We start from the raw sequence: 23,068 nt of genomic DNA, 5'->3' as shown, positions 1-23,068 counted from the left end.
TAGCGACTAGGTTCTTATACGCAAAGTACAAATAACCGGAGCGTGATCGCTACTTTGGCTATCACGCTCAAAGCTAGGGTTAACTAAGTGACGATCTTCAGTGTGATAATCGCATACCTCAGCGACACTTTTATCAAAGCTTGGGTCAAAATCAGCTGACAATAACAGGTAATCTAATACTGAGCCACAAGCACCGTAATAGTGAGTTGGTGCGCGTGATGCTCGAGCCTTGGCCAATAATTGCTGCTCTAATGCAGGATCTTCAAAACTGGCCTCAAAATTAGTTTCCTGGTTTGCAGGCACAGTGTCATCAGCGTCTTTTAGGCCAAATAAATCGGTTAACCCTTGCTGAAACAGTTTATAAGCATCAGTTAACGGGTAATTGGCTAATTGATCATAGCCCTCTTTTTCAAAACGCAGTTCTCGAGTTGTTAAACCTGACAATACCGAGCTAGTCAGCTCCTCATTAAAATCGCCCATTAACACCATGGGATATCCAGTCTCAATTCGCCGCTGCAACATAGCTTGAAACAGCAATGCAGCCTCACTGCCGCGCTGCACACTCGAGGCCCATTGACCAAGGCTGTTACGGCCAAGTAACTCGCCAAAGTTAACCAAAGGTGCTGCAGATGTACTCGCTGGGGCTTGAGTAAACTGAGGTTGCGGCAATCCATCTAAATGCGGACGCTTAGATTTAAAGTGCACCACATAGATATCACAAACGCCAATTTGCGGTAGATTAACACTAGCGCGCAGCGGTTTACGGCTAAAGCTAAAGCCAGTATCTAAACCTAAAGCGTGAACGTACTCAGGCTTAGCTTCAATCGCACAGACTTCAATAATCGGATACTTTGAGCTAAGCGCCACTACCGGATCGCGGCAAATATAATCGTCAATGACTGTGGGTTCATCGACCACAGCGAAATGATCATAGCCAGCAAGGCGCATTTGTTGTTCGAGTGCTGCTGCCGAAAATACTTCCTGAAAACCAATAACGTCAGGTTGGTGCTGCCCTAGAAAATCAGCTAACCAAGCTTGCTTCTTTTGCCATTGCTCTGTGCTGTAGATATTTTCAAAATCGTAAAAAGCCAATGGTGGTTCGATGTAATTAAACAGGTTAAAACTGGCCAGCTTTAACCTGTTGCTATGAGAACCTGCATTGGAATTTACCATGTTTGTCATTACTACCCTTAATAACAGATATAAATCGATGTTTTATCGCTAGCTCGCAGTCTTACCAGACTTCAACTTATTAACAATTTGCATCAACAATAGCGCGATAGCGCCTGCAACAACCCCAAAAAGCGCATTCAAAATACTTGGAGTAATAAAAGCAACTACGGGGCCAACAAAATCAAAACCAGCAACCCAAGCTGCAGCTAAGCTAATCTTTTCGCCAATCCAATGCCAACCGTGGGTTAGAATACCGCCACCAACCATAAACATAGCAATGGTGCCAACAACTGACAGCGTTTTCATCAAATAGGGAGCAGAGCTAAGTAACATAAAGCCAAAGCGCCGCTTAAATCGCGCCCATGCTCCTTCGCCCGGACGTTGACTCAAGTACAAGCCGGCGTCATCCAGTTTAACAATTCCAGCCACTAAGCCATACACACCTATGGTCATGATGATTGCTATAAAGCTCAAGGTAAAAAACTGCGTGCTTAAGCTCTTTTCTGCCACTATGCCTAAAGTAATGGCGATAATCTCTGCCGATAATACAAAGTCAGTACGAATAGCCCCTTTGACTTTGTTTTTTTCATATTCTTGTAAATCAATATTGTCATCTAACTGTGGATCAACTTCTTCAGCAAGCTGATGTTTACTCGCCGAGTAGCTGTGATAAATTTTCTCAAAGCCTTCGTAGCAAAGAAATAAGCCACCAAACATGAGTAGTGGGGTGACAGCCCAAGGAATAAACGCACTGATCAACATCGCCGCCGGTACTAAAATGCATTTATTTTTAAACGAACCCAAGGCGACGGCCCACACCACAGGCAGTTCACGCTCAGCGCTCACCCCAGTGACTTGTTGAGCATTAAGCGCAAGATCGTCTCCAAGCACCCCTGCTGTTTTACGGGCTGCAATTTTACTCATTGCAGCGACATCATCTAAAATCGTGGCAATGTCATCCAATAAGGTTAATAAGCTTGCGCCAGCCATAACGACTCCTTTGTGTTGTGCATTTACAGCACTAAAAAATCCATCTCAATAAAACCTAGATTAAGGTTACCTGTGCAAAGTAGCGTACTAATGCTAAATAATCTAATGACAATATAATGTTAGCTAACTCTAGTTTTGCCGTTAGCTAAATGTTTAACCGAGATCCGCCAAAATTCAGCCCATTCAAGTCGCTAAACGAGTATACTGTCGCCAATATTTTTAACCTTGCCTATTACTTTATCTTTAACTTCTATCTTAAATAAGGGATTTCATAATGACCCAAGATGAAATGAAAAAAGCTGCCGGTTGGGCTGCTCTGCAGTACGTAGAAGAAAACAGCATTGTTGGCGTAGGAACAGGTTCAACTGTGAACCACTTTATTGATGCACTTGCTACCATGAAATTTGATATCCAAGGTGCGGTATCAAGCTCTGAAGCATCAACTGAAAAAATGAAAGCCTTAGGTATTCCGGTTTTCGACCTAAACAGCGTCAATGAACTTTCAGTTTATGTTGATGGTGCAGATGAAATCAACAGCCAAATGGATATGATTAAAGGTGGCGGAGCAGCACTTACACGCGAAAAAATCGTTGCGGCAGTCGCTGATAAGTTTGTGTGTATCGTTGATAACACCAAACAAGTCGATATTCTTGGTGAGTTCCCACTACCAATCGAAGTCATTCCAATGGCACGCTCATATGTGGCACGTCAAATTGTTAAACTTGGTGGCGATCCGGTATACCGTGAAGGCTGTGTCACTGACAACGGCAACATCATTCTTGATGTATACAACATGAAAATTATGAAGCCAAAAGAGCTTGAAGAGCAGATAGACGGTATCGTTGGTGTTGTCACCAATGGCTTATTCGCTAAGCGTGGTGCAGACATCTTATTAGTCGGTACTCCTGATGGTGTGAAAACCGTTACTTTCTAATGCTTATACTTGATTAACAAACTAAAAAGCCACTCATTGAGTGGCTTTTTTAATGGCTAACTAAAACATAAAAGCCAAGGATCAAAAACACCTTATACCAATTAGTATAAGAAATTGATCTACTCAGAGCGTTTTTGGCAAACTAATTCAAGGCGAATAACTGAAAGAATGGTTGCTCCCTTGTGAAGTTATTCAACGCAGAAGTAGGCAGCCAAAAACGCTCCAGAATGGCGAGTTTTAGCGGCTCTGATCCTGCGTTAACAAGCTTGAACGTAGAATCACTATGCTCTTCACTCGTTGCCTTGTCTCAGTGCCGCTAAATTCTCGCTGAGCGATCAAACCTTTATACTAATTGGTATTAATTGTTGTATAAAGGCAGACTCGCGCCTATCAAGGTAAATAAACCACCACAGCATTGGTTAAAACGCTTACCAGAACGAGCCAACCATGGACGGATTTTAGTCGCCACATTGGCGATAAAATACTCCACCACAAACTCCACCACCGCAAACGTTGCTGCCATCACCATAAACTGACTAACTAATGACAGCTTTGGGTCGATAAACTGTGGTAAAAACGCGCCAAAAAATAACAATACCTTAGGGTTGGTTATTGCAGCTAATGCGCCTTGCCTAAACAAGCTGCAACCACTTACCGCTTGCGCCTTAGCAATAGGCTGCAACTCCATTGCAGGTGAACGCCAAATACGGATACCCAGCCAAATTAGATACAAACCACCTAGCCATTTAAACAGCAACAACAAGTCAGTTGAAGCCAGCAGCAACGCCCCGATCCCAAACATCGCCAAGCCAATCACCACCACAAATCCAAGCACGCCGCCAGTAATAGTGAACAACGTCTTTTTATGGCCATACATCACTCCATGAGTCAGCGCCAACAAGCCGTTAGGCCCCGGAGCGAGTGATAAACCAATAACTGCAACCAAATAAATTAACCAAGTGTCTAATGCCATACCTTAACCTTAAATTTAAACTAGACTAGCGCTTTGATGTGCGAATTATAAAGCGCACTGAGCCACAACACGCGAGGCAAATTAGACAAAACAAGGTAATATTAAGACATCTGTTTTTTTGAAAGCGGCAATGATTTTGTCAACCAACAGCCCACTAGAGTCAATCAACTCGGTAAAGTCGCCAGATGTGCGTTTTTTACTGCTGCCATTACCCGAATTTAGCATGCTGCCGTTTGCAGGGTTTCTCGATAAGTTACGCTTCTCTGCCGATGAAGAAGATTACAGTAACCAACAATACTGTCGTTGGCAGCTCATCGCCCCAACTCCTTGCCATCAGCAATCGAGCAATGGCGTGTCGATAGAGATCAACTGCACCATTGAAGAACTTGAGCTGAATGACTTTGACTACTTAGTGGTTTTTGGTGGCCGCAGTGCTCGAAATTGTCAGCAACTACCGCAACAATACCACCGCATATTACATGCCGCTGTAGCCAAAGGGATCACGCTGGTTAGTATCGATAACGCTTGTTTTTTATTTGCCGAGGCAGGCCTATTAAAGCAACATAAAGTGGCTGTGCATTGGCGTCATGTAGCTGAATTTAGAGTGGCATTTCCAAAGTTAGAAGTGGCTAGTGAGCAGTTATTTAGTATCGATAATAAACGCATAAGCTGCGTAGGAGGCAATGCCGCAATAGATCTTGCAGTTGAGCTATTAGCAAAGCACTGCGGCCGCACTAAAGCACTAAAGGGCTTAGCCGATATGTTAGTTGATGAGGCTCGAGAGCAGCGCCATCAACTAAAATCGCTTAATGCCAATGTACAGATCAATAATACTGCCAACCGCCATGTTGGCCGCGCAGTGAGTTTAATGCGACAACAGCTGGCAAGTACTGACACGGTAGACAGCTTAGCCATGAAACTTGCCATCAGTCGGCGGCAACTTGACCGATTATTCAAAGACAGCTTTAACCAAACAGCGCGAGAGTACTGGGCTGAAATGCGGCTGCAACACGTTAACTGGCGACTACTTAACTCTGACCATAACTTGCAACACTTGGCTGCAGAAATTGGCCTAAATGATGTGAGTTATCTATGCAAAGTATTCCGTAAACGCTTTGGCACTAGCCCCCATGCACTGCGTCAATCTAAGTAAGTTACTCAGTATTACTAAGTAGATTGACCAAGCAGTTCAGCGTTAAAGTAATCAATACAGAGCTTCTCAGCTTGAGTGTTAACCGTTATCTGTGAAGGCTGTCTTAACCCTAGATATAGATCTATACATTGCTGCAACGCGGCGATTAATGGCGCTTTCTCAGGACTCACAACGGTGAGTGATAACTGCCGAGTAAAATCAGGTAAGCGCTGCTCAATTTTTCTTACTCCAGAGGGGGTTAAGCCCTGCTTTTGCAGTGCCAAAGGCGACAGTACTGTACTACGCAGAAATGATAAAAACTCCACTGCCTCAAAATACTCACCGCGAGCAACTTTAGTGGTGCCATAATGCACCCAAGTCCAAAACCTATCCTCAATCCACTGCTGTTCTGGCTGCGGATAAGCAAAAGCGGTACTTGCCAATACTGCCGATAAACGCTGGCCTCGCTGCCAAATGACTTGGGTATCATCTACGCGCAGGGCCGCATCAGGCAAAGCAACAAACTTATAATCCACATGCAGAGCATGGGGCTCATATAAAGCAATGATCAGTCTTGGCTCACCAACATGCTCGCCTGTAAAGGCTGCGACCTTACCATCAATTTTATCAACCAAACTCAAGCGCTCTGCCATGACCTGCTCAAAAAATGCAGGCTCAATCGCAATCACTAAGTCTAAATCGCTATATTTATCCATTGAGTTCGACGCATAAGAGCCACTAGCGCCAATGCCGACCACCCGAGGATCGGTGCTAAACACGCGAATGATCTGCTCAAGCAGTTGCTGGTGAGTTGCAGGTAGTGAACTTGGAAATGAAATCGAGCTTAATACTAAACCCGTTGCAGCAGTTGGATAATGTTTCATATTTTACCTATCGGAATCGATGTGAAAACTGCATAGCAGCCAGTGCGGTAAAATTAACGCAGCATTCCAATGTATGTTAAACCCAACTCAGTTTCAATTATCTCGCAGTGCTTAACCAAGATCTTGTGGCTTAGCTCACATGGCTAACCACAGCAAAAAGGGGAGCATGCTCCCCTTTAATAAATTGGCACAGCAATTTTAGCTTAAACTGGCGCTTTGGTTTTCTTGCGTAATTTTGGCAGTGCTTCTAATGAGCACAGCAGTAGACCTGTCCAAATTAACGCAAAGCTCACCGCTTTCACTTGGTCAAAATGCTCGTTAAATACTAAAACCGCTAACAAGAATTGTAAGCTAGGCTCAACATATTGCATCAAACCAATCATAGATAAACTGGTCGCTCTAATCGCTAGTGCAAAGAATACTAGCGGCATCAGCGTCACAGGGGCAGAACCGATATAAAGCAGCAAAGTTGCTAGCTCACCTGACATAGCTGAAGAGATCACCACACTTTGATCTGAGCCCCAGAGCCACATTAGGTAAATAGCCGCAACAGGCATTAACAGCAATGCTTCAACCGTTACCGAGGTTAATGAGTCAAAGCGAATAAACTTTTTGCACAAACCATAAAGCGCAAAAAAACTGCCCATACTCAGTGCCAACCAAGGCAACTCGCCATAGCTATAAACCATATAGCTAATACCACAGATCCCCAACACCACAGCCATCTTTTGCGCTGCAGATAGCTTATCACCAAGAAACAGCACCCCTAAGGCGATAGCAAATAATGGATTAATGAAAAAACCTAGACTTGCAGCCAGAACTTGGCCATGGGTCATCGCCCACGTAAAGCTATACCAAGACACACACATTATCAGTGATGCTAAGCCACACAACAAAACCGACCTTTTATCAGCCTTAAGCTCAGCCAATGATGGCATGTTACGGCCTAGCAGAATAAAAACTAATGCCATAAAAGGAACAGAAAACAAAATTCTAAAGGCCAGTAACTCATTAATATCCGCATTAGGCAGAAATTGATAGTACAGTGGCATTAAGCCCCAAAGTAAAAATGAGAACGCAGCAAGCGCATTGCCTTGAAACGTAGACGAGGCAGTGTTCGCAGTATTGGATTGCATAGGGATCTTACAGGTGTGGATTGAAAATTAGCGTGCGCTATTGTCGCATTTGAGCAGCCATAAAAGCGTGATTTATATCATCCTATTTAGTGTGATTTACCTAAAGCTGTCATATGTCATTCCAACACTTTATTGTTGGTCTGCAGATATTAGTGATAGCTTACAAACAGCTCTCATAAAGAGAGACAAGGAAGAAACTATCAAATAAATTAAAGGAGTAAGTCGTGAAGCAGTTTATAAGTAGTGTCGTCATCATACTCGCCATATTATTGCCCACTCAGGTCTCAGCACACACCTTTGAAGGTAACTGGTACTTCCTAAAGGGGGAATACAAGCAAGCGGATGGCACCATTTTAAAAGCCGACAACAGCAGTTTAGTGGCAGTAAAATCAATTAAAGGCGATATATTTTCATTAACCAATAGCGAAAATGGTGTGTTCTTAGGTTATCTTGCCGGTGAGTTTTTAGTGGATGGTGACAACTACACCGAAGCAGTAAAAAGCGGTACTCGTACTAAGCATCATGGCAAGAACTACCATTTTAAAGGTTGGCTAGAAACCAGTGAAGAGAATGGTCAAACCGTCACCTACTGGCACCATAAAGGCGAAGTTGACGGTGTAAAAGAGTACGAAGTATGGCGCAAGCTGCTCTAACCTATCGGCCGCGAGAGATAATATAATTAATTAGAGCAAGCTAAAGCCATTAGCTTGCTCTATTAGATGGTTAACTCAGCTTGTGATTAAGCAGTCTTACTATTAATAAGCTGTTGCGACTCAAGCCAGCCCATAGCAACTAGCGCTGCTAACGAGCATACTGCCTCGTCATTCATGTCAACAAATTCAAGCTGCTCAATTTCAGCATCCGGCTGCAACTCACCTGAGTAATCAGCAAAGTAGCAAGTCAGCTGTACCGACACACCTTCAGCTTTACCATCTGCTTGAGCAGTAAATGTATTCATATATTTGATGCTAGCAGGCTCAAGATCGACAGACAGTTCCTCTTTAATCTCACGCACCAATGCCTGCTCATCACTCTCCCCCGCCTCGCGCTTACCACCCGGCAGATAAAACAACTGTTTACCTTTAGAGCGCACCGCTAACAACTTGCCATCTCGAATCAACACCCAAGCAAGCTTATCAATCACTTTCATTATTATTTACCTTTCAGTTGGTAGTAGCGTGTTTCGTGATAGGTATCAGGCGAAACAACCACTTCATCAGTTTCAATTTCATCAACGCAGTCAAAATCCAGTTCAAAGCCATTAGCAATTGCTGCGTTTTTTATTCTTGTCAGTACGTCATCGTCGTAGGTATAAAGATGCAATGCCTCAAACAGATTAGCGCCACAAAGCGAAAATCGGCCATCACTGCTATACAGCACTAATGGACTATCTTTAATTGCTCTATTTTCAGGACCACGCCAATAGCCAAGGTATTCACCATTAGGAAACTCAGCCACAAATGAAATCAGTGCAAATGTGTCGTCAATGGCTTGCACATTAGCCACAATATCGGGATCGGCCAAGTCCTTTTCCGTCAGATAACTCTTATCAGCCCAAGGCTGCCAATCAGCTTGGTCGTTAAACTCAACTTCCACCTCTGATAACAGCGGCAAGAAGCGCTTTACCAGAAAGGTTAAATCTGCTGGGCACGCTTCACCTGCCAACCTAAATTTCGATATATTGTCAATATTCACTTACCTCTCCTTGACGACCTACTGTGACACTAATCATCAGCGCGTTTAACTATGATCGTTGAATTGTATATTGATAGAAAGTCACGCCATTTTTATCAGTTGTTAGCAAATAGCTTTCAGCGCATGTCGAAGCTTAGCGACAGTATGCTGACTATATACTTTGATACCATTACGCGTTAATAATGCAGCGGCTACCCCAGCTCCATCAATTTTTATACCGCTGAATGAGCCATCATAAATTGTGGAACTACCACAAGACGGGCTACCTTCTGCGAGCAACGCATACTTTATTTGCAGCTTTTGGCAGAGCAGCAACGCGTTTTCCGCCCCTATTAAAAATTGAGTTGTAACATCGATACCATCATTTCCAACAACTTTCGCGCCATGATTGAGCACATCATCACCTTCTCCCGCAATTATTTCAGCAGGAGCTCTCGGTGTAGGCAGACCTGCTGACACCTCGGGACAAAACACTATTAATTCAACATTTGATTTGAGCCATTCGAAATCAGACTCAGGGATTGATAGGCAACTTGCGTTGTATCTAACTTTATTTCCAACCAAGCACGAGCTAACAAGCACTTTTACCACAGGAATTCCTTTACATACGAAAAATAGTTAACGCCCGCCTAACAGGTGCAAAATGCTTGGCTAAACTTAGGAATGAAGTGTCGCAAGCCAAGCTTTTTACGTCCTTCCTTTAGCACTTACTAGGTACGTATTTCGACACGCCAAGGTGGATTGAGGCGATTTTCACCAGCCCAATAAAGTTTAATTTTATTACCTGATGGATCATGTAAAACAGCTTCTCGCCATAAATAACTTTCATCTGTAGGTTCTTGGTCGAAATTAATGCCTTTAATCTTCAATTGATCGACCCATTCATCTAGCTGCTCATGTTCAAAATAGATAACCGTTCGGCTTACAAATTCACAATTTTCTAAAGATAGTGAAAAAGTTGAACCACCTTCAGGGCATTCAAAACGCGCATAATGTGGCGTATCAACTATTTGGGTAAAACCTAGAATACGATAGAAATCTGTAGCCTTATCCATGTTAATTACGGGTAATGTAACTTGATTTAAATTCACCGAACCTCCTTGTACACCTAACAGCTTATTAAACTGCAGCACCGATAGCATTGTTATCGTTACGTCTTTAAATTTTATCTGAGTGTCTCGATAAAACGCTTAGCAAGAATATAACCTATTGTTTTAATAGGTAGTAGTAAAACTAATAGAAGATATTTGAAACACTGCAGATTAGTAGACTATCAGTAATTGCTTTACCTTTTTTCTTCCAATGGATGAAGTTCATAACCAAGCTAACAGAAAACACCAATTCCCCATCGAAGTTGCCGAAGTACGTTGGAATAAATTTCGTGAGTCCAGACATGGATGTCTGGCTAGCTTTCGCGGGGCAGGATGCCCCATCGGAAGCGTTAGGTTATTTCGAATAAGTACGAGGGAGACAACTTCGTCTGGGGCGGCTGGGACTCTTTATAAAAGAAAGGGCAAGAGGGGGAAGCTGTTGTCCCCCTCTTGCCCGGGTGTGGGATGGAATCCCACGACTTTAGTTGTTAGACGCAGTCTAACCCAAAGCCCAAGCGTAGCTTGATTAGCCAATCACTAATCGGTGATTACATAAAGGCTAGTAATGGTGAAACACACAACAAAATACCGGTGACAATAATCAGATTAGTCGCCCAACCTTTATACTTGTGCAAGTGTGGCACTTTGTACACTAAGTACGCAGGGATCAAACAACCTACCAAACCAAAAATTGGACTACAGATAGAAGTAAACGACAAAATAGGTGCATTTAACGCAACCGCAGACCACGCCAGTAAAATAATGAATGCTGTAATAAGCTTATTAACCAGTTCTTTATTAATCTGTGACTCTTTACGGCTACGCAGCAATATGTTCATTGCAATACCGCGACAGGCCTCTTGGAATGCTAAAAACACGCCGAAGAAAGAAGTCACTACCGCAAAGATATTAATCACAATACCGGTAATGGTCGCCCAGCTACCCGGGAAGTATTGCGCAATAATCGCCAAAGCAGAGATGTTCTGCTGCATCGCATCGGTTGCTTGCTCTTGGCTAATAGCGAAGGTAAACGATACCGCGAAGAAGAACACCACGACAAAAAGAATAGCAAAGGCAATTTTCATTGCTCGCTCAGCTTTAAAGCGCGCAACTTCAATCGACTTTTCGTGAGAGCGATAAGAGATAACCATTGGGCTTAACGACTGGATAAACAAAATAGACGTTAAGGTAAATGGCAAGGTAATAATGGCATTTTTCAGCATAGGGGCAAATTCGCCCATGCTTGGAATGTTGGCCATATCCCAGCGAGCCATCAATAATACGCCCATGACTGCAACCAATGACAACACGGTAACCGCCATAAAGCCAGACAGTTTAAACAGTAGCTTTTCGCCTTTTGAGCCGATAAAAGCTAATAAGCAGATAAGAGCTAACCCGTAAAATACATTGTCACTCAGCTTGCCCTCTGTTACCCCAAACGACTGCAAGTAAGAGGCACTGTCATTAGTAACCGCTAGCGAATAAACCAGCACCCAAATAACCAACATTAAGAAATACAGCACACCTAAAGCGATACCCCAGTTTTTACCAAGGTAGTTTTCTATCACGCCTGGGTAGTCAGTACACTTTTTTGACTCAGCTAAAGTGTTAATGAATAACTTTTGGAACAGGTACATTGCTGGATAGCCAATAATAGATGACAGCAAAAATACCCACAGTCCCATTACACCAACTTGCACAGGTAAAAAAACGATACCTGCACCAATGGCCATACCAATACTCATCACAATCCAACCTATGTCGACACTGTCGAATTTGGTCGCTTGTTGCCATTCGGCTTGGGTCATGTTGGCGCGCTCATGTAGGGATTGCGCTTGGGTGCCACCAGTTAGTGCCCCTTGAACTACTTCACTCATTAATCAATTCCATTAAATTTGGCTAGAGCCACTGATACGATAAAAATTATAATTATGCTTATGAGAACGCATGCTTTTATAGCATTTACTTGGCCTGAGCATACTCAAGGATGGAGAGAATTTTTTTATTTAAAATGCCACCAAACAAGGGAAATTTAGCAAAACATGCTCTCAAATCAGCGATTTTTTCAGATGATTTATCCGTACTGATCCAGATCAAGAGTTAATCACTTTTCAGCGGCCAATAGTTTGATGGCCTTCACCTTATTAGTCATTAATCTTTAGCGTTCCCGAGCTTAAAAATGTGATTCATTTCAATATTTTAGATTTAAGGCTAGAGAGGTGTGGCGCACAATTCGCGAATTAAAGTGATAACCCCAACTAAATCAAATCGATATGTGAGTCACATCACCCACCAGCATAAGACTAAAAATCAAACTATTAGAAAATAAATTAACAAGCTAGATGACAGTATCTTTAAATTGAAGAGAGTTAATAATAGCAATCAGTATTATGAATGAAGATTTTCAGATATTGGCGCTGTTGCAAACAGCAGATACTAAAAAGCCAAATCGACGTTCAATAAACAATCGACTTGGCTTATTTTTCGCTTAGCACTCGGCTCAAGCTTTTATGTTAAGGGCATAGATAAACAGCTGTGATGATAGCCATGAGTGACTATTATTTAGCATTAACCCGCAATTTATTTATGCATCATGATCTCTAAGATCTGCACATCGGTTTGGGTCATCGCGCCATTGGCTAAGCTTGCTAAATTGCGAATGGTTTGGTCAACATCATCAGCCACAATGCCTTCAGTACCGGTAACTCTAATACCATCAATCGCCATTAAAGCCGCTTTTACCGCAGCGCCCGCAGATGATGATACTTTCATTGCGCATGCGGTTTTAGCACCATCGCAAATCACCCCACTAACGTCACCAATCATGCTGCAGATCGCTGCACTAACCTGTTCAATCTCACCATCAAGTAAATAGGTGATCCCCGCAGCAGATCCCATCGCAGCTGTTGTTGCGCCGCATAACGCAGAAAGCTTGTTTTGATAGCTTTTAATATATATAGCCGTCAAATGCGACAACATTAATGCACGGACCGTTTGCTCTTCACTCGACTTAAGAAAATCTGCACTCACAACAACTGGCATCGTTGCCGCAATACCTTGGTTACCCGATCCTGAGTTACTCATCGCAGGCATCATAGCACCGTCCATACGCGCATCAGATGCACCAGCAGTGCGGGTTAATACTTCTGTTAGTAAGCCGCCAGACAATAAGCCTCGCTCTTGGTTCTTAATAAAAGTTGCACCAATCTTTAAGCCGTAATCACCCGTTAAGCCTTCGTTAGACAAAGCATCATTCAATGTTTTTGCCTGCAGGATAAAGCGAATATCAGCAATCGGTGCATGTATAGCAAAGTCATAAATATCTTGCAGTTTTGCTTCAACAAACAGGTTGTCTTTACTGACGTTGTCATTATTTTCAGACTGTTCCATTGCGGCGAAGGCTGCTAATAATTCACCATTTTTTTCAATGGCAATCACATTTGTGTGGCTATCTGCAATCGTCACGCTCACCGTTTGCTGTTGATAGTAAACCGTTACTTTGGCATACAAAATATTTGCGACATCTGCGACACCCACAGTGACTTGCTGGTTATCCAGCATCTGTTTAGCCGCTGCAACATCTGCTGCGGTGAGATTTTTTAGTACCTCAAGCCCCGCATGGCGATCGCCAGCCACAGTACCAATTGCTGCCGCTATTGGCAGGCCGACCATACCTGTGCCCGGAATGCCGACACCCATACCGTTTTTCATCAGGTTAGCAGATACAGCAACATCTATTTTAACCTCTGTTAGCAGCTGTTCACTGTGGCGATCCATACCTAGCTCATCAATGGCAATTGCCGCAGCTAATGCAACTGAAATGGGCTCTGTACAGCCAAGTGCTGGCACTACATCGCGTTTTACTGCTTCAAGGAATAATGGCCATAGGTGTTGTTTCATGCTTGTGCTCACTTTTCATCATCGACACAGGTTAAATAGCGTCATTGCAATCTTGGTTTTATTGTAATGGATTGCTTGAAGAAATATTTTTCCATTTTTTCTACAAATAGCACTTAAAAGAGAAAATAATTCTATTAATATAGCTCAGAGAATTAGAATAGCCGCTAAAATAAGCACAATAGATAACCTTAAAGGATGGTTTTCGTGGTTGAAAAAGTAAAACTTGATAAAGTTGACCGCCAGTTACTCACCATGTTGCAGCACGATGTCACGCTATCGCTGAACGATTTAGCTAAAGCCGTTAATTTAACGACCACGCCTTGCTGGAAACGCTTAAAGCGTTTAGAAGAAGAGGGAGTAATTAGTAAACGGGTCGCACTTCTCAACCCCAGTAAAATAGGCGTTGACTTCACCGCATTCGTGCAAGTTAAGACATGCGATCATTCCCATGCTTGGTATGAAACCTTCATTGAAGCTGTCTACGCCATGCCCGAAGTCATGGAGTTTTATCGCATGGCGGGAGAATATGATTATATGATGCGGGTACAAGTTGAAGACATGGCTGCATTTGATCACTTTTATAAACGTTTAGTTAATCAAGTTGCCGGGCTCACCAATGTCACCTCAACTTTTGCCATGGAGTCGTTGAAGTTCAGCACAGTTTTACCACTAAAGCCGGCTTAATGAGTAAAAAGGGATGCAAGCTATGCATCCCTTATACCAATTAGTATAAAGATTTAATCGCTCAGCGAGAATTTAGCGGCACTGAGACAAGGCAACGAGTGAAGAGCATAGTAAAACTAGGTTCAAGCTTCCTCTTTTTATAAAGAGCCGCAGTATCAGAGCCGCTAAAACTCGCCATTCTGGAGCGCTTTTGGCTGCCTACTTCTGCGTTGAATAACTTCACAAGGGAACAACCATTCTTTCAATTATTCGCCTTGAATTAGTTTGCCAAAAGCGCTCTGAGTAGATCAACTTCTTATACTAATTGGTATTATACTTAGGTTCTATCTGCTCAACCATTAGCTGCAAGCTTTGATTACCTCTAAACTCATTTACATCGAGTTTATACACCACCTGCGCGTACTGAATCGTGGCATCGGGCCAAGTTTTCAAATCCACATTAAACGCGATAGCGTCGAGCATCACTCGGCCGCACTCGGTTTCTAAAATCAACTTTAAATGCTTCTCGCCAACAATGCGCTGCTGGATCACTCTGAAGTAACCATCAAATAAAGGCTCAGGGAATGACTGCCCCCAAGGGCCTGCATTTCTCAGCTCACTGGCAAGCTCAAGCTTAAACTGCTCAGGTGTGAGTTCACCGTCAGACACTAACTCACCAGTTAATAACTCAGGCGCTAACACTTCGCGTACCGCTTTATCGTAGGCGTCAGCAAACTGGGCAAATTGGCCAGCTTGAATTGATAAGCCCGCCGCCATTGCATGGCCGCCAAACTTTAAAATCATTCCAGGGTGGCGGCTATTAATCAGCTCCAATAAGTCTCGCATATGCAGACCTTTAATTGAGCGAGCCGAGCCTTTGATCTCCCCCTCACCGGCTTCAGCGAAAGCGATAACAGGTCGGTGATATTTATCTTTAATCCGAGAGGCTAAAATACCAATCACTCCCTGATGCCAATCCGCCTGATAAATGGCAATCCCCCACGGTAGCTCAGCTTCATTAAGCTCGACACTCTCAAGGCTTTTGAGTGCTTCTTGCTGCATTTCAGCTTCAAGATCACGTCGCTCAGCATTCAAACCATCAAGCTCCGATGCCATACGTCTTGCTAACATGATGTCATCACAAAGTAAGGTTTCTACCCCTAGCGCCATCTCATCTAAACGCCCTGCAGCATTGAGTCTAGGGCCTACTGCAAAACCAAAATCTGAGGCTACAATGCGAGAAGGTGTGCGCTTAGCGACTTCAAGCAAGGCTGTGATCCCCACGCGACAGCGGCCCGCTTTAACACGCTGTAAGCCCGCCTCAACCAAGATACGGTTATTGGTGTCGAGTGATACCACATCGGCCACTGTTCCTAAGGCAACAATATCCAGTAGCTGGCCAAGGTTAGGCTCGCTGATATTTTGTCGTTGATACCAGTTACGGGATCTGAGCTCAGCTCTAAGCGCAGACATTAAATAAAACGCCACCCCTACGCCAGCAATCGATTTACTGGCAAACTCACAGCCATCTTGGTTAGGGTTCACTATCGCGTCGGCATCAGGCAGAGTATGCCCCGGCAAATGGTGGTCAGTGATCACTACCGTCATGCCAAGAGCCTTGGCCGCAGCGACACCTTCAATAGATGAAATACCGTTGTCAACGGTGATCAGTAGCTGTGCATTTTTACTGGCAGCAACAGCAACAATCTCAGGACTTAAGCCGTAGCCATAATCGAAACGATTAGGGATCAGATAATCCACTTTTTGCGCGCCCATCATCCGCAGTGCTAGCACACAGACGCTAGTCGATGTCGCACCATCGGCATCAAAGTCGCCCATGATCAAAATCGCCTTTTGCGCTTCAATCGCCTCGGCAATTATCTGGGCTGCTTTATCTAGCCCCGCCATCGTATCTGGACGTAATAGCTTACCAAGGCTCAGCTCGCAGTCTTCAGGGCTGACGCCACGGCTGGCGTAGATCTGCTTTAAAATTGGCGAAAGGCTATCAGGTAGGTGGCTATCATCGACTCTTGGGCGGCGAACAATCTGATGGATCACGTTAGATTAAATCCTCAAAATTTAAAAATAGTAGCATAACAAAACTGCCGAAAAGGGGCACAAAAAAGGTGAGCCTTGCTCACCTTTTTCATCACTGGCTAATATTAAAGCTGTGACTCAATAGTACGTAGTAGTGCTTCTGGTGGCTGATAGCCTGGAACTAATGTACCGTCTTCAAGCACGATAGCTGGTGTACCGTTAATACCAAATGTTTGGCCTAACTGATATTGCTCTTTAATTTTGGCATCGCATGAGGCTTTCTTAACCGCACGGCCATTTTTAGCATCGCCCATCGCCTTTAGTGGGTCAGTAGCACACCATACTGATTCCATTTCATCTGCGTTAGATGATGGCACGCCTGCGCGTGGGAAAGCTAAGTAACGCACAGTAATGCCTAGGTCGTTATAACCATCCATTTCATTGTGTAACTTACGGCAGTAACCACAGCTAACATCAGTGAAAATAGTGACTACGTGCTTTTCGTTTTTCGCTTTGTAAACCAACATGTGATCTTCAAGTGGCTTCATCATATCAACACGAGGACCAGCCATAGCAGCTTCAGTTAGGTTCTTCATGCCTTTGTCTAGATCATAAAGGTTACCGTGAAATAGCTTTGATCCGTCTTTAGAAATATAAAGCACGCCGCGATCGGTAAACGCTTCATAGAGATCACTTACCGGTGATGGCTTAATGGAGATCACTTCAACGCTTAGTGTGTCACTTAGCTTTTGCTTTAATGCCGCGGTGTTGTCGCTGTTTGATGCCGCACTTGCTGCCGGGGCAATTAACATTGCCATTACTAAAGAAAATGTTCGAGTGAACTTCATTACTATTCCTACTCTTTTATAAGGGTCAGACTTTCGGGTATTAATAAACGATTAGACCTTGTTTGGAGCTGAAAACTTACAGACTCCATCCAGTTAAAGCAAATTATTTGCTGTAACTAAATCATTCAGACGTGAAATCCATCAAATATTTATGATCGAGTAAAGTCTAAATCGCCCTTACCTCGTTAGCTATTCAACAATGCTAAAGCGGCAAATCAATTCAACTTAATCAACGTTATTAAGACACTTGTGACTCAGGATTAGCCACGAGGGTGATGCTCACTGTGCAAACTAGCAAGTCTGGCTGTAGCCACATGGGTATAAATCTGGGTCGTCGACAGATCGCTATGGCCCAATAACAGCTGCACTACTCGCAGATCTGCACCATGATTTAAAAGATGGGTCGCAAACGCATGACGCAAAGTATGTGGCGATAGCTCGGTGGTGATCCCCGCCCGTAATGCATAATGCTTAATACGGTGCCAAAAGGTCTGCCGTGTCATCTGTTGTGCGCGTTTCGATGGAAATAGCACGTCACTTTGCTTACCTTTTAGCAATTCAGCTCGAGCAAACTTCAAGTAGTTTTCAAGTTCTGCCACCGCCATTTCACCTAATGGTACTAATCGTTCCTTACCACCTTTACCTGTAATACGCACTAAGCCTTGGCGCAGACTCAATTGCTCCATTGTTAGCCCCACCAGCTCAGATACTCGCAGTCCTGTTGCATAAAGCAATTCAAGCATCGCTTTGTCTCGACACTCAATTGGATCATCATCTATTGGCTCAGCCAACAAGCTATCAATATCTTGCTCGCTCAATGAGTCAGGCAACTTACGTGCTAATTTAGGCGACTCGATTAATGCCATTGGATCTGTTTCTATCTGCTTTTTCACAATCAAGTAGTTATAAAAGCGCCGTAAACTACTCATCATGCGTGCGCTACTGGTTTTGGCAGCTCCGTTATCAAAACGTTCAGCTAAGTACTCTCGGATCGCTAATTGACCGCAAGTACGCAGTTCCCCACCGTTACGCTGCACATAGCGGTCTAAATGGCGTAGATCGGTGCGATAGGCACTTAAGGTATTGTCACTCAAGCCCTTCGTTGACCATAGGTCATCTAAGAAAATATCAATGATGCTATCGGGCGTGTACTTATCTGACACTTGTCATTCCTATCTACGATTAAATAAACGAGGGCCTAAAACCTAGGGCGCTTCTCTGCTAGAACCTGCTTTCCCTAGGACCTAGGACCTGCTTTTCCTAGAACCTAGGACCTGCTTTTCCTAGAACCTAGGGCTGCACGCTCTATCTCGCGGGCCGACAGCGTGCGACCTATCACCGTCAGAATGTAGCGGTACTTGCCTTGTCGGTCTACCTAGGCCTCGTACTCGTCTTTGCCTAGGACCTAGGACCTGCTTTCCCTAGAACCTAGAACCTAGAACCTAGAACCTACTTTCCCTAGAACCTTCTTTTAAACAAAAAGGCGATGATTGTGTAATCATCGCCTCAATATTATGTCATTGTGTTGTGCTTCGCTATCTTAACCTCAGCACAATAAAACGCTATTTGCTTTAGCTCGCAGCGACTGGCTGACTCGGCTTTTTAACCATTAAACAAGCAATAATCACGATTGCGGTTGGCAGTAACCATGCCATACCTTCGTTATGCAGTGGCATAAAGTTAAAGAAGCTTACATCAACTTTAGCCGCTTTAAAGCCATCAACGATACCGAAGAACAATGCCACACTTAATACAATACGATGTGCCATTTTTGGATGGGCGAAACGTTCAGTTAAGAAAGTTACCGCAACCAGTGCAATCGCAACAGGGTATACCGTCATTAACACAGGTACACTGATGTTGATTAACTGAGCCAGACCCACGTTTGCAACAGTTGCACAAACAAGGCTAACCAATACTACAAAACGGCGATATGAAACTTTAGGCAGTAACTCGTTAAAGTACTCACCACATGCACTGATCAGACCCACAGCTGTCGTTAAACAAGCAAGTGTTACTACTGAAGACAGTAAAATCATGCCGCTAGCACCAAACTTAGCAATCACATAATTACTTAAAATAACACCGCCGTTTTCAGCGCCTGTCGCTAAGTCGCCAGCTGTCGCACCTAGATAAAATAGTGACACATAAACAAAGGCCAAACCTGCAGCAGCAATCAATGCAGCCTTAATCAGGTAATTAGTTTGTGCAGCAGGTTCGTTGATACCTTTTTTACGAAGAATATCAATAATAAGAATACCAAAGATCAATGATGCCAAGGTATCCATGGTGTTGTAGCCTTCCAAAATACCTTTAGTCAACGGGCTCGCTTGGTAGTCACCCACAGCAGCGCCAATATCGCTACCAGGAATAACGATAACTGAGATCGCTAAGCCCACTAACAGTAGAATTAAAATCGGAGTAAGGACTTTACCGACGCTATCTAATAGCTTGCCAGGGAATAGAGCAAGCACCATAGAAAGACCGAAGAAACCTAACGTGTAAAATAGTTGAGTGATATTTAACGTTAGACCCGCGATCATAAACGTAGCTGACGTGTCTTCTAAGAAAGGCTTGAAACCCACTTCATATGCTACTAGTCCGGTTCTTGGCGCCGCAAACGCAGGGCCAATAATGATAAAGATCGACACAGCCAATGCAGTTGCAGCGATGGGAGGCAGCAGTTGCATGATTTTGCCGTTTGCTTTCGCGACAGCAATAAGCGTGATCAGTGGTAAACCGACAGCAGTAATTAAGAAGCCGAACATGGCTAGCGTAATGTTTTCACCGGCTAAAAAGCCTGCTAATGGCGGGAAAATTAGGTTACCTGCGCCTAAGAAGAACGCGAAGGTCATGAACCCTAACCCTAACGTATCTGCGATACTCAACTGATTGTTTTGCACTTTATTCCCCATCTAGATTTTTTATTTAGTTAACTATGTTATGCAATCACCGCCCTTTACAGCATCTGCTCAGATGGCAACAAAGGGTGTAATCTTTACTTTACATGGTTCCGTGGTAAATACGGCCGATTCTTGGCGAGTTTTTGAACAGCAGCGGAAAATACTAACGCTAAAATTGCTTGAAAACTGGTTTACCGTCTCTAAAACTGGGCTTTTACCCGTCAAAGAGGGGCATACTATTAGCAGAGTCAATCATAATTAACAAGCAAGCATGCGGAATAAAGCGCATTCTCGATACAAGTAACAACCAAGCATTAACATAGTTTTTTCATAACTTACATTCACCCTATGACCCAACATAACCCGACACATCTGCTTTAATAGCCAGCAAGCACTATAAAGCTAGTAACCACTTACCATCAGCAACATAAAATCTCGCGTTAATAGTTAACAACTGGCGCCAATTTGCCAATTTCAGTAGTGGCTTGTTTAGCGTACAATTAGGCGACTTTCTCTAATAAAGCTTTTGTAGATGCCTTTTACTTTTAAACGTTTTCATATTGACGATAGCCGCTGCGGTATGCCGGTTAGCACTGATGGTGTTTTACTCGGTGCTTGGGCACCGCTCACTGAGGCAAAAAGCATTTTAGATATTGGTGCAGGAAGCGGGTTGTTAAGCCTAATGGCTGCGCAGCGCAGCCAAGCCTATATAACGGCAGTAGAGCTCGAGCCTTTAGCTGCAGCAGACTGCCTCAATAACTTTGCTGCTAGCCCTTGGTCTGCCAGATTAGCACTGGTTTGCAGCGATATTGCCAGTTACGCGCAAGCTTATTCACAATCCAAGGCAGCACTGTTTGAACATATTATTTGCAACCCACCTTACTTTGCCAATGGTCCACAATCAGATAATAGTGCCCGTGCTGCAGCAAGGCACACTGATAGCCTAAGCTTTGACACCTTACTGCAATCGATTAAGGCACTATTGGCAGCAAATGGCACTGTGAGTTTGATATTACCTAGCGAAACAGTGGCACAACTTGAGGCAAAACTAGCGCCAAACCAGTTAGCACTTCACGGCAAACTGTCAGCCGCAAGCGTTGAAGGTAAGGCGCCGAATCGACACATACTACTGCTATCTCATGCAGCGCAAAGCACTGCTAGCGCATTTGAACAGCAGCTCACTGTTCGCCTCAAAAATGGTCAATACAGCAACGAATTTATCCAACTAAGCAAGGATTTTTATTTAAAGCTATAGATGCAGTGATCTAATCGTTTAAAGTCTCTGCTATAAGCTTTATAATGTCCGGCTATTATTTATCGAGATGCCACGCATGCAATTTGAAGATCTCCAGCTTGACCCTTGTTTGTTAGAGTCACTGAAAGCAATGGGCCACAACAAGCCCACTACGATCCAACAACAAACAATCCCTGTAGCAATGGAGCAAAGAGATATCTTAGCTCGCGCACCTACAGGTACGGGTAAAACAGCAAGCTTCCTTCTGCCTGCGTTACAGCACCTTATCGACTTCCCACGTCGATACGGTGGCCGCGCACGTGTATTGATCTTGACTCCGACCCGTGAACTTGCCAGCCAAATCCACCGCTATGCGTGTCACTTGGCGACAGGCCTAGGCTTAGATACCGTGATTATCACTGGTGGTGTACCTTATGGGCCGCAAGAAGAAGCGCTACAGAAAAACGTTGATATCTTAGTCGCCACTCCTGGTCGTTTAATGGAGTACTTAGATAAAGGTCACTTTAACGCTGAAGACGTTGAAGTACTGGTGATTGACGAAGCTGATCGCATGTTAGACATGGGATTTTCAGCCGTCGTTGAAACGATTGCAATTGAGTCTGTTGGCCGTAAACAAACTATGTTGTTTTCAGCCACACTTGAGGGCAGTGATGTTGGCCGCTTCTCGCACCAACTACTAACCGATCCAGTAAGACTTGAAGCAGAATCACCACGCAGTGAAAAAGCAAAGATCCACCAATGGATCCATCTTGCTGATGACAAGGCCCATAAGTTTGCCTTGCTTGCCGCACTGCTAAAGCAAGAAGAAGTGCAACGTGCCATCGTGTTCGTCAAGACCCGTGAAGCGGTTGCAAGTATCGAAGGCTTATTACAAAAAGAAGGTATTGCTTGTGCATTTATGCGCGGCGATATGGAGCAAAAAGCCCGCTTCCAAGCCCTCGGTCGTTTTACCAAAGGCCAAGTGAATGTACTTTTAGCGACTGACGTTGCTGCTCGTGGTATCGACATTGACGGTATTACCCATGTCATCAACTTTGATATGCCACGCTCTGCTGACACTTATGTGCACCGTATTGGCCGTACAGGTCGTGCTGGCGCCAAAGGCACTGCTATCTCTTTAGTTGAAGCACACGATATTCGAGTCGTGGGTAAAATCGAACGTTATATCGGTCAGCCGCTAAAACGTCGATTCATCAAAGATCTGCGTCCGAAAAACAAAGAAGCTAAGCCTCCAGGAAAGAAAAAGCCGTCGGCTGATAGCAAAAACAGTAGCAAGAAAAACAAGAAGAAAAAGAAAAAATAATCTCATTTGTTTTTGATTGCTAGCAAACACTTAAAGGCCACTTCATGTGGCCTTTTTCATAACCTGTAAATATCCACTCCGTCTTTTCCTAGGGTAGACGTAAACGCTTGCAATACGCCACACTTTGAAACATTTCATTTACAAATAATGA

At 43.8% G+C, this 23,068-nt stretch carries 21 protein-coding genes; 6 read left to right on the top strand and 15 right to left on the bottom strand.

Features of this window, described 5'->3' with window-relative positions; all coding sequences use genetic code 11:
• Positions 1–6: 6 nt before the first annotated feature.
• Both L884_RS0101425 and L884_RS0101420 read right to left on the bottom strand, forming a co-directional pair.
• Entirely contained in the window at positions 7–1,182 is a 1,176-nt protein-coding gene (locus L884_RS0101425) for an endonuclease/exonuclease/phosphatase family protein (protein ID WP_245603041.1), read from the bottom strand.
• A gap of 39 nt (positions 1,183–1,221) precedes the next feature.
• Positions 1,222–2,163, bottom strand: a complete 942-nt coding sequence (locus tag L884_RS0101420) for a DUF808 domain-containing protein (protein ID WP_028765812.1) — start codon at positions 2,161–2,163, stop codon at positions 1,222–1,224.
• 274 nt (positions 2,164–2,437) lie between these two features.
• Here L884_RS0101420 and rpiA point away from each other — a divergent pair, with 274 nt between their 5' ends.
• Positions 2,438–3,097, top strand: a complete 660-nt coding sequence (gene rpiA / locus L884_RS0101415) for a ribose-5-phosphate isomerase RpiA (protein WP_028765811.1) — start codon at positions 2,438–2,440, stop codon at positions 3,095–3,097.
• Positions 3,098–3,455: 358 nt separating this feature from the next.
• Here rpiA and L884_RS0101410 read toward each other — a convergent pair whose 3' ends face one another.
• On the bottom strand, positions 3,456–4,070 hold the full coding sequence (locus L884_RS0101410; protein WP_028765810.1) for a LysE family translocator: 615 nt from the start codon (positions 4,068–4,070) through the stop codon (positions 3,456–3,458).
• Between the two features lie 130 nt (positions 4,071–4,200).
• On the opposite strand from L884_RS0101410, the gene L884_RS0101405 reads away from it, so the two are divergent.
• Positions 4,201–5,223, top strand: a complete 1,023-nt coding sequence (locus L884_RS0101405; RefSeq protein ID WP_051435487.1) for a GlxA family transcriptional regulator — start codon at positions 4,201–4,203, stop codon at positions 5,221–5,223.
• A 14-nt stretch (positions 5,224–5,237) separates the two neighbouring features.
• Here the strand turns inward: L884_RS0101405 and L884_RS0101400 are convergent, their stop codons facing one another.
• Positions 5,238–6,086 carry a nucleotidyltransferase domain-containing protein gene (locus L884_RS0101400; RefSeq protein ID WP_245603040.1) on the bottom strand — a complete coding sequence of 283 codons (849 nt, stop codon included), beginning with the start codon at positions 6,084–6,086 and terminating at the stop codon, positions 5,238–5,240.
• A 203-nt stretch (positions 6,087–6,289) separates the two neighbouring features.
• Positions 6,290–7,222 (bottom strand): EamA family transporter RarD, encoded by a 933-nt coding sequence (gene rarD, locus L884_RS0101395; protein ID WP_028765807.1) that lies wholly within the window; start codon positions 7,220–7,222, stop codon positions 6,290–6,292.
• Between the two features lie 224 nt (positions 7,223–7,446).
• Here rarD and L884_RS0101390 point away from each other — a divergent pair, with 224 nt between their 5' ends.
• A complete protein-coding gene (locus tag L884_RS0101390; RefSeq protein ID WP_028765806.1) occupies positions 7,447–7,875 on the top strand; it encodes a hypothetical protein in 429 nt (142 codons plus the stop codon).
• Between the two features lie 86 nt (positions 7,876–7,961).
• On the opposite strand, the gene L884_RS0101385 is transcribed toward L884_RS0101390, so the two are convergent.
• The 6 genes from L884_RS0101385 to L884_RS0101360 form a co-directional block, all read right to left on the bottom strand.
• Positions 7,962–8,372, bottom strand: coding sequence for an NUDIX hydrolase (locus L884_RS0101385; RefSeq protein ID WP_245603039.1), 411 nt, complete (start codon positions 8,370–8,372; stop codon positions 7,962–7,964).
• Between the two features lie 2 nt (positions 8,373–8,374).
• On the bottom strand, positions 8,375–8,917 hold the full coding sequence (locus L884_RS0101380; RefSeq protein ID WP_028765804.1) for a hypothetical protein: 543 nt from the start codon (positions 8,915–8,917) through the stop codon (positions 8,375–8,377).
• Between the two features lie 102 nt (positions 8,918–9,019).
• On the bottom strand, positions 9,020–9,508 hold the full coding sequence (locus L884_RS0101375) for a 2-thiouracil desulfurase family protein (protein WP_028765803.1): 489 nt from the start codon (positions 9,506–9,508) through the stop codon (positions 9,020–9,022).
• Positions 9,509–9,627: 119 nt separating this feature from the next.
• Positions 9,628–10,008 (bottom strand): VOC family protein, encoded by a 381-nt coding sequence (locus L884_RS0101370; protein ID WP_028765802.1) that lies wholly within the window; start codon positions 10,006–10,008, stop codon positions 9,628–9,630.
• Between the two features lie 548 nt (positions 10,009–10,556).
• Positions 10,557–11,885, bottom strand: coding sequence for an SLC5/6 family protein (locus L884_RS0101365; RefSeq protein WP_028765801.1), 1,329 nt, complete (start codon positions 11,883–11,885; stop codon positions 10,557–10,559).
• Positions 11,886–12,588: 703 nt separating this feature from the next.
• Positions 12,589–13,908, bottom strand: coding sequence for an L-cysteine desulfidase family protein (locus L884_RS0101360; RefSeq protein WP_028765800.1), 1,320 nt, complete (start codon positions 13,906–13,908; stop codon positions 12,589–12,591).
• Between the two features lie 204 nt (positions 13,909–14,112).
• Between L884_RS0101360 and L884_RS0101355 the strand changes: the two genes are divergently transcribed.
• The gene (locus tag L884_RS0101355; RefSeq protein ID WP_028765799.1) at positions 14,113–14,592 is read left to right on the top strand and encodes an Lrp/AsnC family transcriptional regulator; all 480 of its coding nucleotides are present in this window, start codon (positions 14,113–14,115) and stop codon (positions 14,590–14,592) included.
• Between the two features lie 300 nt (positions 14,593–14,892).
• Here the strand turns inward: L884_RS0101355 and recJ are convergent, their stop codons facing one another.
• The 4 genes from recJ to brnQ form a co-directional block, all read right to left on the bottom strand.
• Complete coding sequence (recJ, locus tag L884_RS0101350; protein WP_028765798.1) at positions 14,893–16,629, bottom strand: single-stranded-DNA-specific exonuclease RecJ; 1,737 nt, start codon at positions 16,627–16,629, stop codon at positions 14,893–14,895.
• Between the two features lie 104 nt (positions 16,630–16,733).
• Positions 16,734–17,456 (bottom strand): bifunctional protein-disulfide isomerase/oxidoreductase DsbC, encoded by a 723-nt coding sequence (gene dsbC / locus L884_RS0101345; RefSeq protein ID WP_028765797.1) that lies wholly within the window; start codon positions 17,454–17,456, stop codon positions 16,734–16,736.
• A gap of 260 nt (positions 17,457–17,716) precedes the next feature.
• Entirely contained in the window at positions 17,717–18,619 is a 903-nt protein-coding gene (gene xerD / locus L884_RS0101340) for a site-specific tyrosine recombinase XerD (protein ID WP_028765796.1), read from the bottom strand.
• Positions 18,620–19,027: 408 nt separating this feature from the next.
• Positions 19,028–20,371 carry a branched-chain amino acid transport system II carrier protein gene (brnQ, locus tag L884_RS0101335; protein ID WP_084221371.1) on the bottom strand — a complete coding sequence of 448 codons (1,344 nt, stop codon included), beginning with the start codon at positions 20,369–20,371 and terminating at the stop codon, positions 19,028–19,030.
• Positions 20,372–20,891: 520 nt separating this feature from the next.
• Between brnQ and L884_RS0101325 the strand changes: the two genes are divergently transcribed.
• Both L884_RS0101325 and srmB read left to right on the top strand, forming a co-directional pair.
• Positions 20,892–21,614 carry a tRNA1(Val) (adenine(37)-N6)-methyltransferase gene (locus L884_RS0101325; RefSeq protein WP_028765793.1) on the top strand — a complete coding sequence of 241 codons (723 nt, stop codon included), beginning with the start codon at positions 20,892–20,894 and terminating at the stop codon, positions 21,612–21,614.
• A gap of 76 nt (positions 21,615–21,690) precedes the next feature.
• Entirely contained in the window at positions 21,691–22,917 is a 1,227-nt protein-coding gene (gene srmB / locus L884_RS0101320; RefSeq protein ID WP_028765792.1) for an ATP-dependent RNA helicase SrmB, read from the top strand.
• Positions 22,918–23,068 lie beyond the last annotated feature (151 nt).

This window comes from Shewanella fidelis ATCC BAA-318 (assembly GCF_000518605.1).
GTDB lineage: Bacteria > Pseudomonadota > Gammaproteobacteria > Enterobacterales > Shewanellaceae > Shewanella > Shewanella fidelis.
The sequence above is the reverse complement of the archived record's forward strand: the minus strand, read 5'-3'. Positions and strand labels throughout refer to the sequence as shown.

What these genes read in the sequence shown, in the direction of transcription:
- L884_RS0101425 (WP_245603041.1), bottom strand. Translation starts at nt 1,182, where the DNA reads ATGACAAACATGGTAAATTCCAATGCAGGTTCTCATAGCAACAGGTTA.
- L884_RS0101420 (WP_028765812.1), bottom strand. Translation starts at nt 2,163, where the DNA reads ATGGCTGGCGCAAGCTTATTAACCTTATTGGATGACATTGCCACGATT.
- rpiA (WP_028765811.1), top strand. Translation starts at nt 2,438, where the DNA reads ATGACCCAAGATGAAATGAAAAAAGCTGCCGGTTGGGCTGCTCTGCAG.
- L884_RS0101410 (WP_028765810.1), bottom strand. Translation starts at nt 4,070, where the DNA reads ATGGCATTAGACACTTGGTTAATTTATTTGGTTGCAGTTATTGGTTTA.
- L884_RS0101405 (WP_051435487.1), top strand. Translation starts at nt 4,201, where the DNA reads ATGATTTTGTCAACCAACAGCCCACTAGAGTCAATCAACTCGGTAAAG.
- L884_RS0101400 (WP_245603040.1), bottom strand. Translation starts at nt 6,086, where the DNA reads ATGAAACATTATCCAACTGCTGCAACGGGTTTAGTATTAAGCTCGATT.
- rarD (WP_028765807.1), bottom strand. Translation starts at nt 7,222, where the DNA reads ATGCAATCCAATACTGCGAACACTGCCTCGTCTACGTTTCAAGGCAAT.
- L884_RS0101385 (WP_245603039.1), bottom strand. Translation starts at nt 8,372, where the DNA reads ATGAAAGTGATTGATAAGCTTGCTTGGGTGTTGATTCGAGATGGCAAG.
- L884_RS0101365 (WP_028765801.1), bottom strand. Translation starts at nt 11,885, where the DNA reads ATGAGTGAAGTAGTTCAAGGGGCACTAACTGGTGGCACCCAAGCGCAA.
- L884_RS0101360 (WP_028765800.1), bottom strand. Translation starts at nt 13,908, where the DNA reads ATGAAACAACACCTATGGCCATTATTCCTTGAAGCAGTAAAACGCGAT.
- dsbC (WP_028765797.1), bottom strand. Translation starts at nt 17,456, where the DNA reads ATGAAGTTCACTCGAACATTTTCTTTAGTAATGGCAATGTTAATTGCC.
- brnQ (WP_084221371.1), bottom strand. Translation starts at nt 20,371, where the DNA reads ATGGGGAATAAAGTGCAAAACAATCAGTTGAGTATCGCAGATACGTTA.
- L884_RS0101325 (WP_028765793.1), top strand. Translation starts at nt 20,892, where the DNA reads ATGCCTTTTACTTTTAAACGTTTTCATATTGACGATAGCCGCTGCGGT.
- srmB (WP_028765792.1), top strand. Translation starts at nt 21,691, where the DNA reads ATGCAATTTGAAGATCTCCAGCTTGACCCTTGTTTGTTAGAGTCACTG.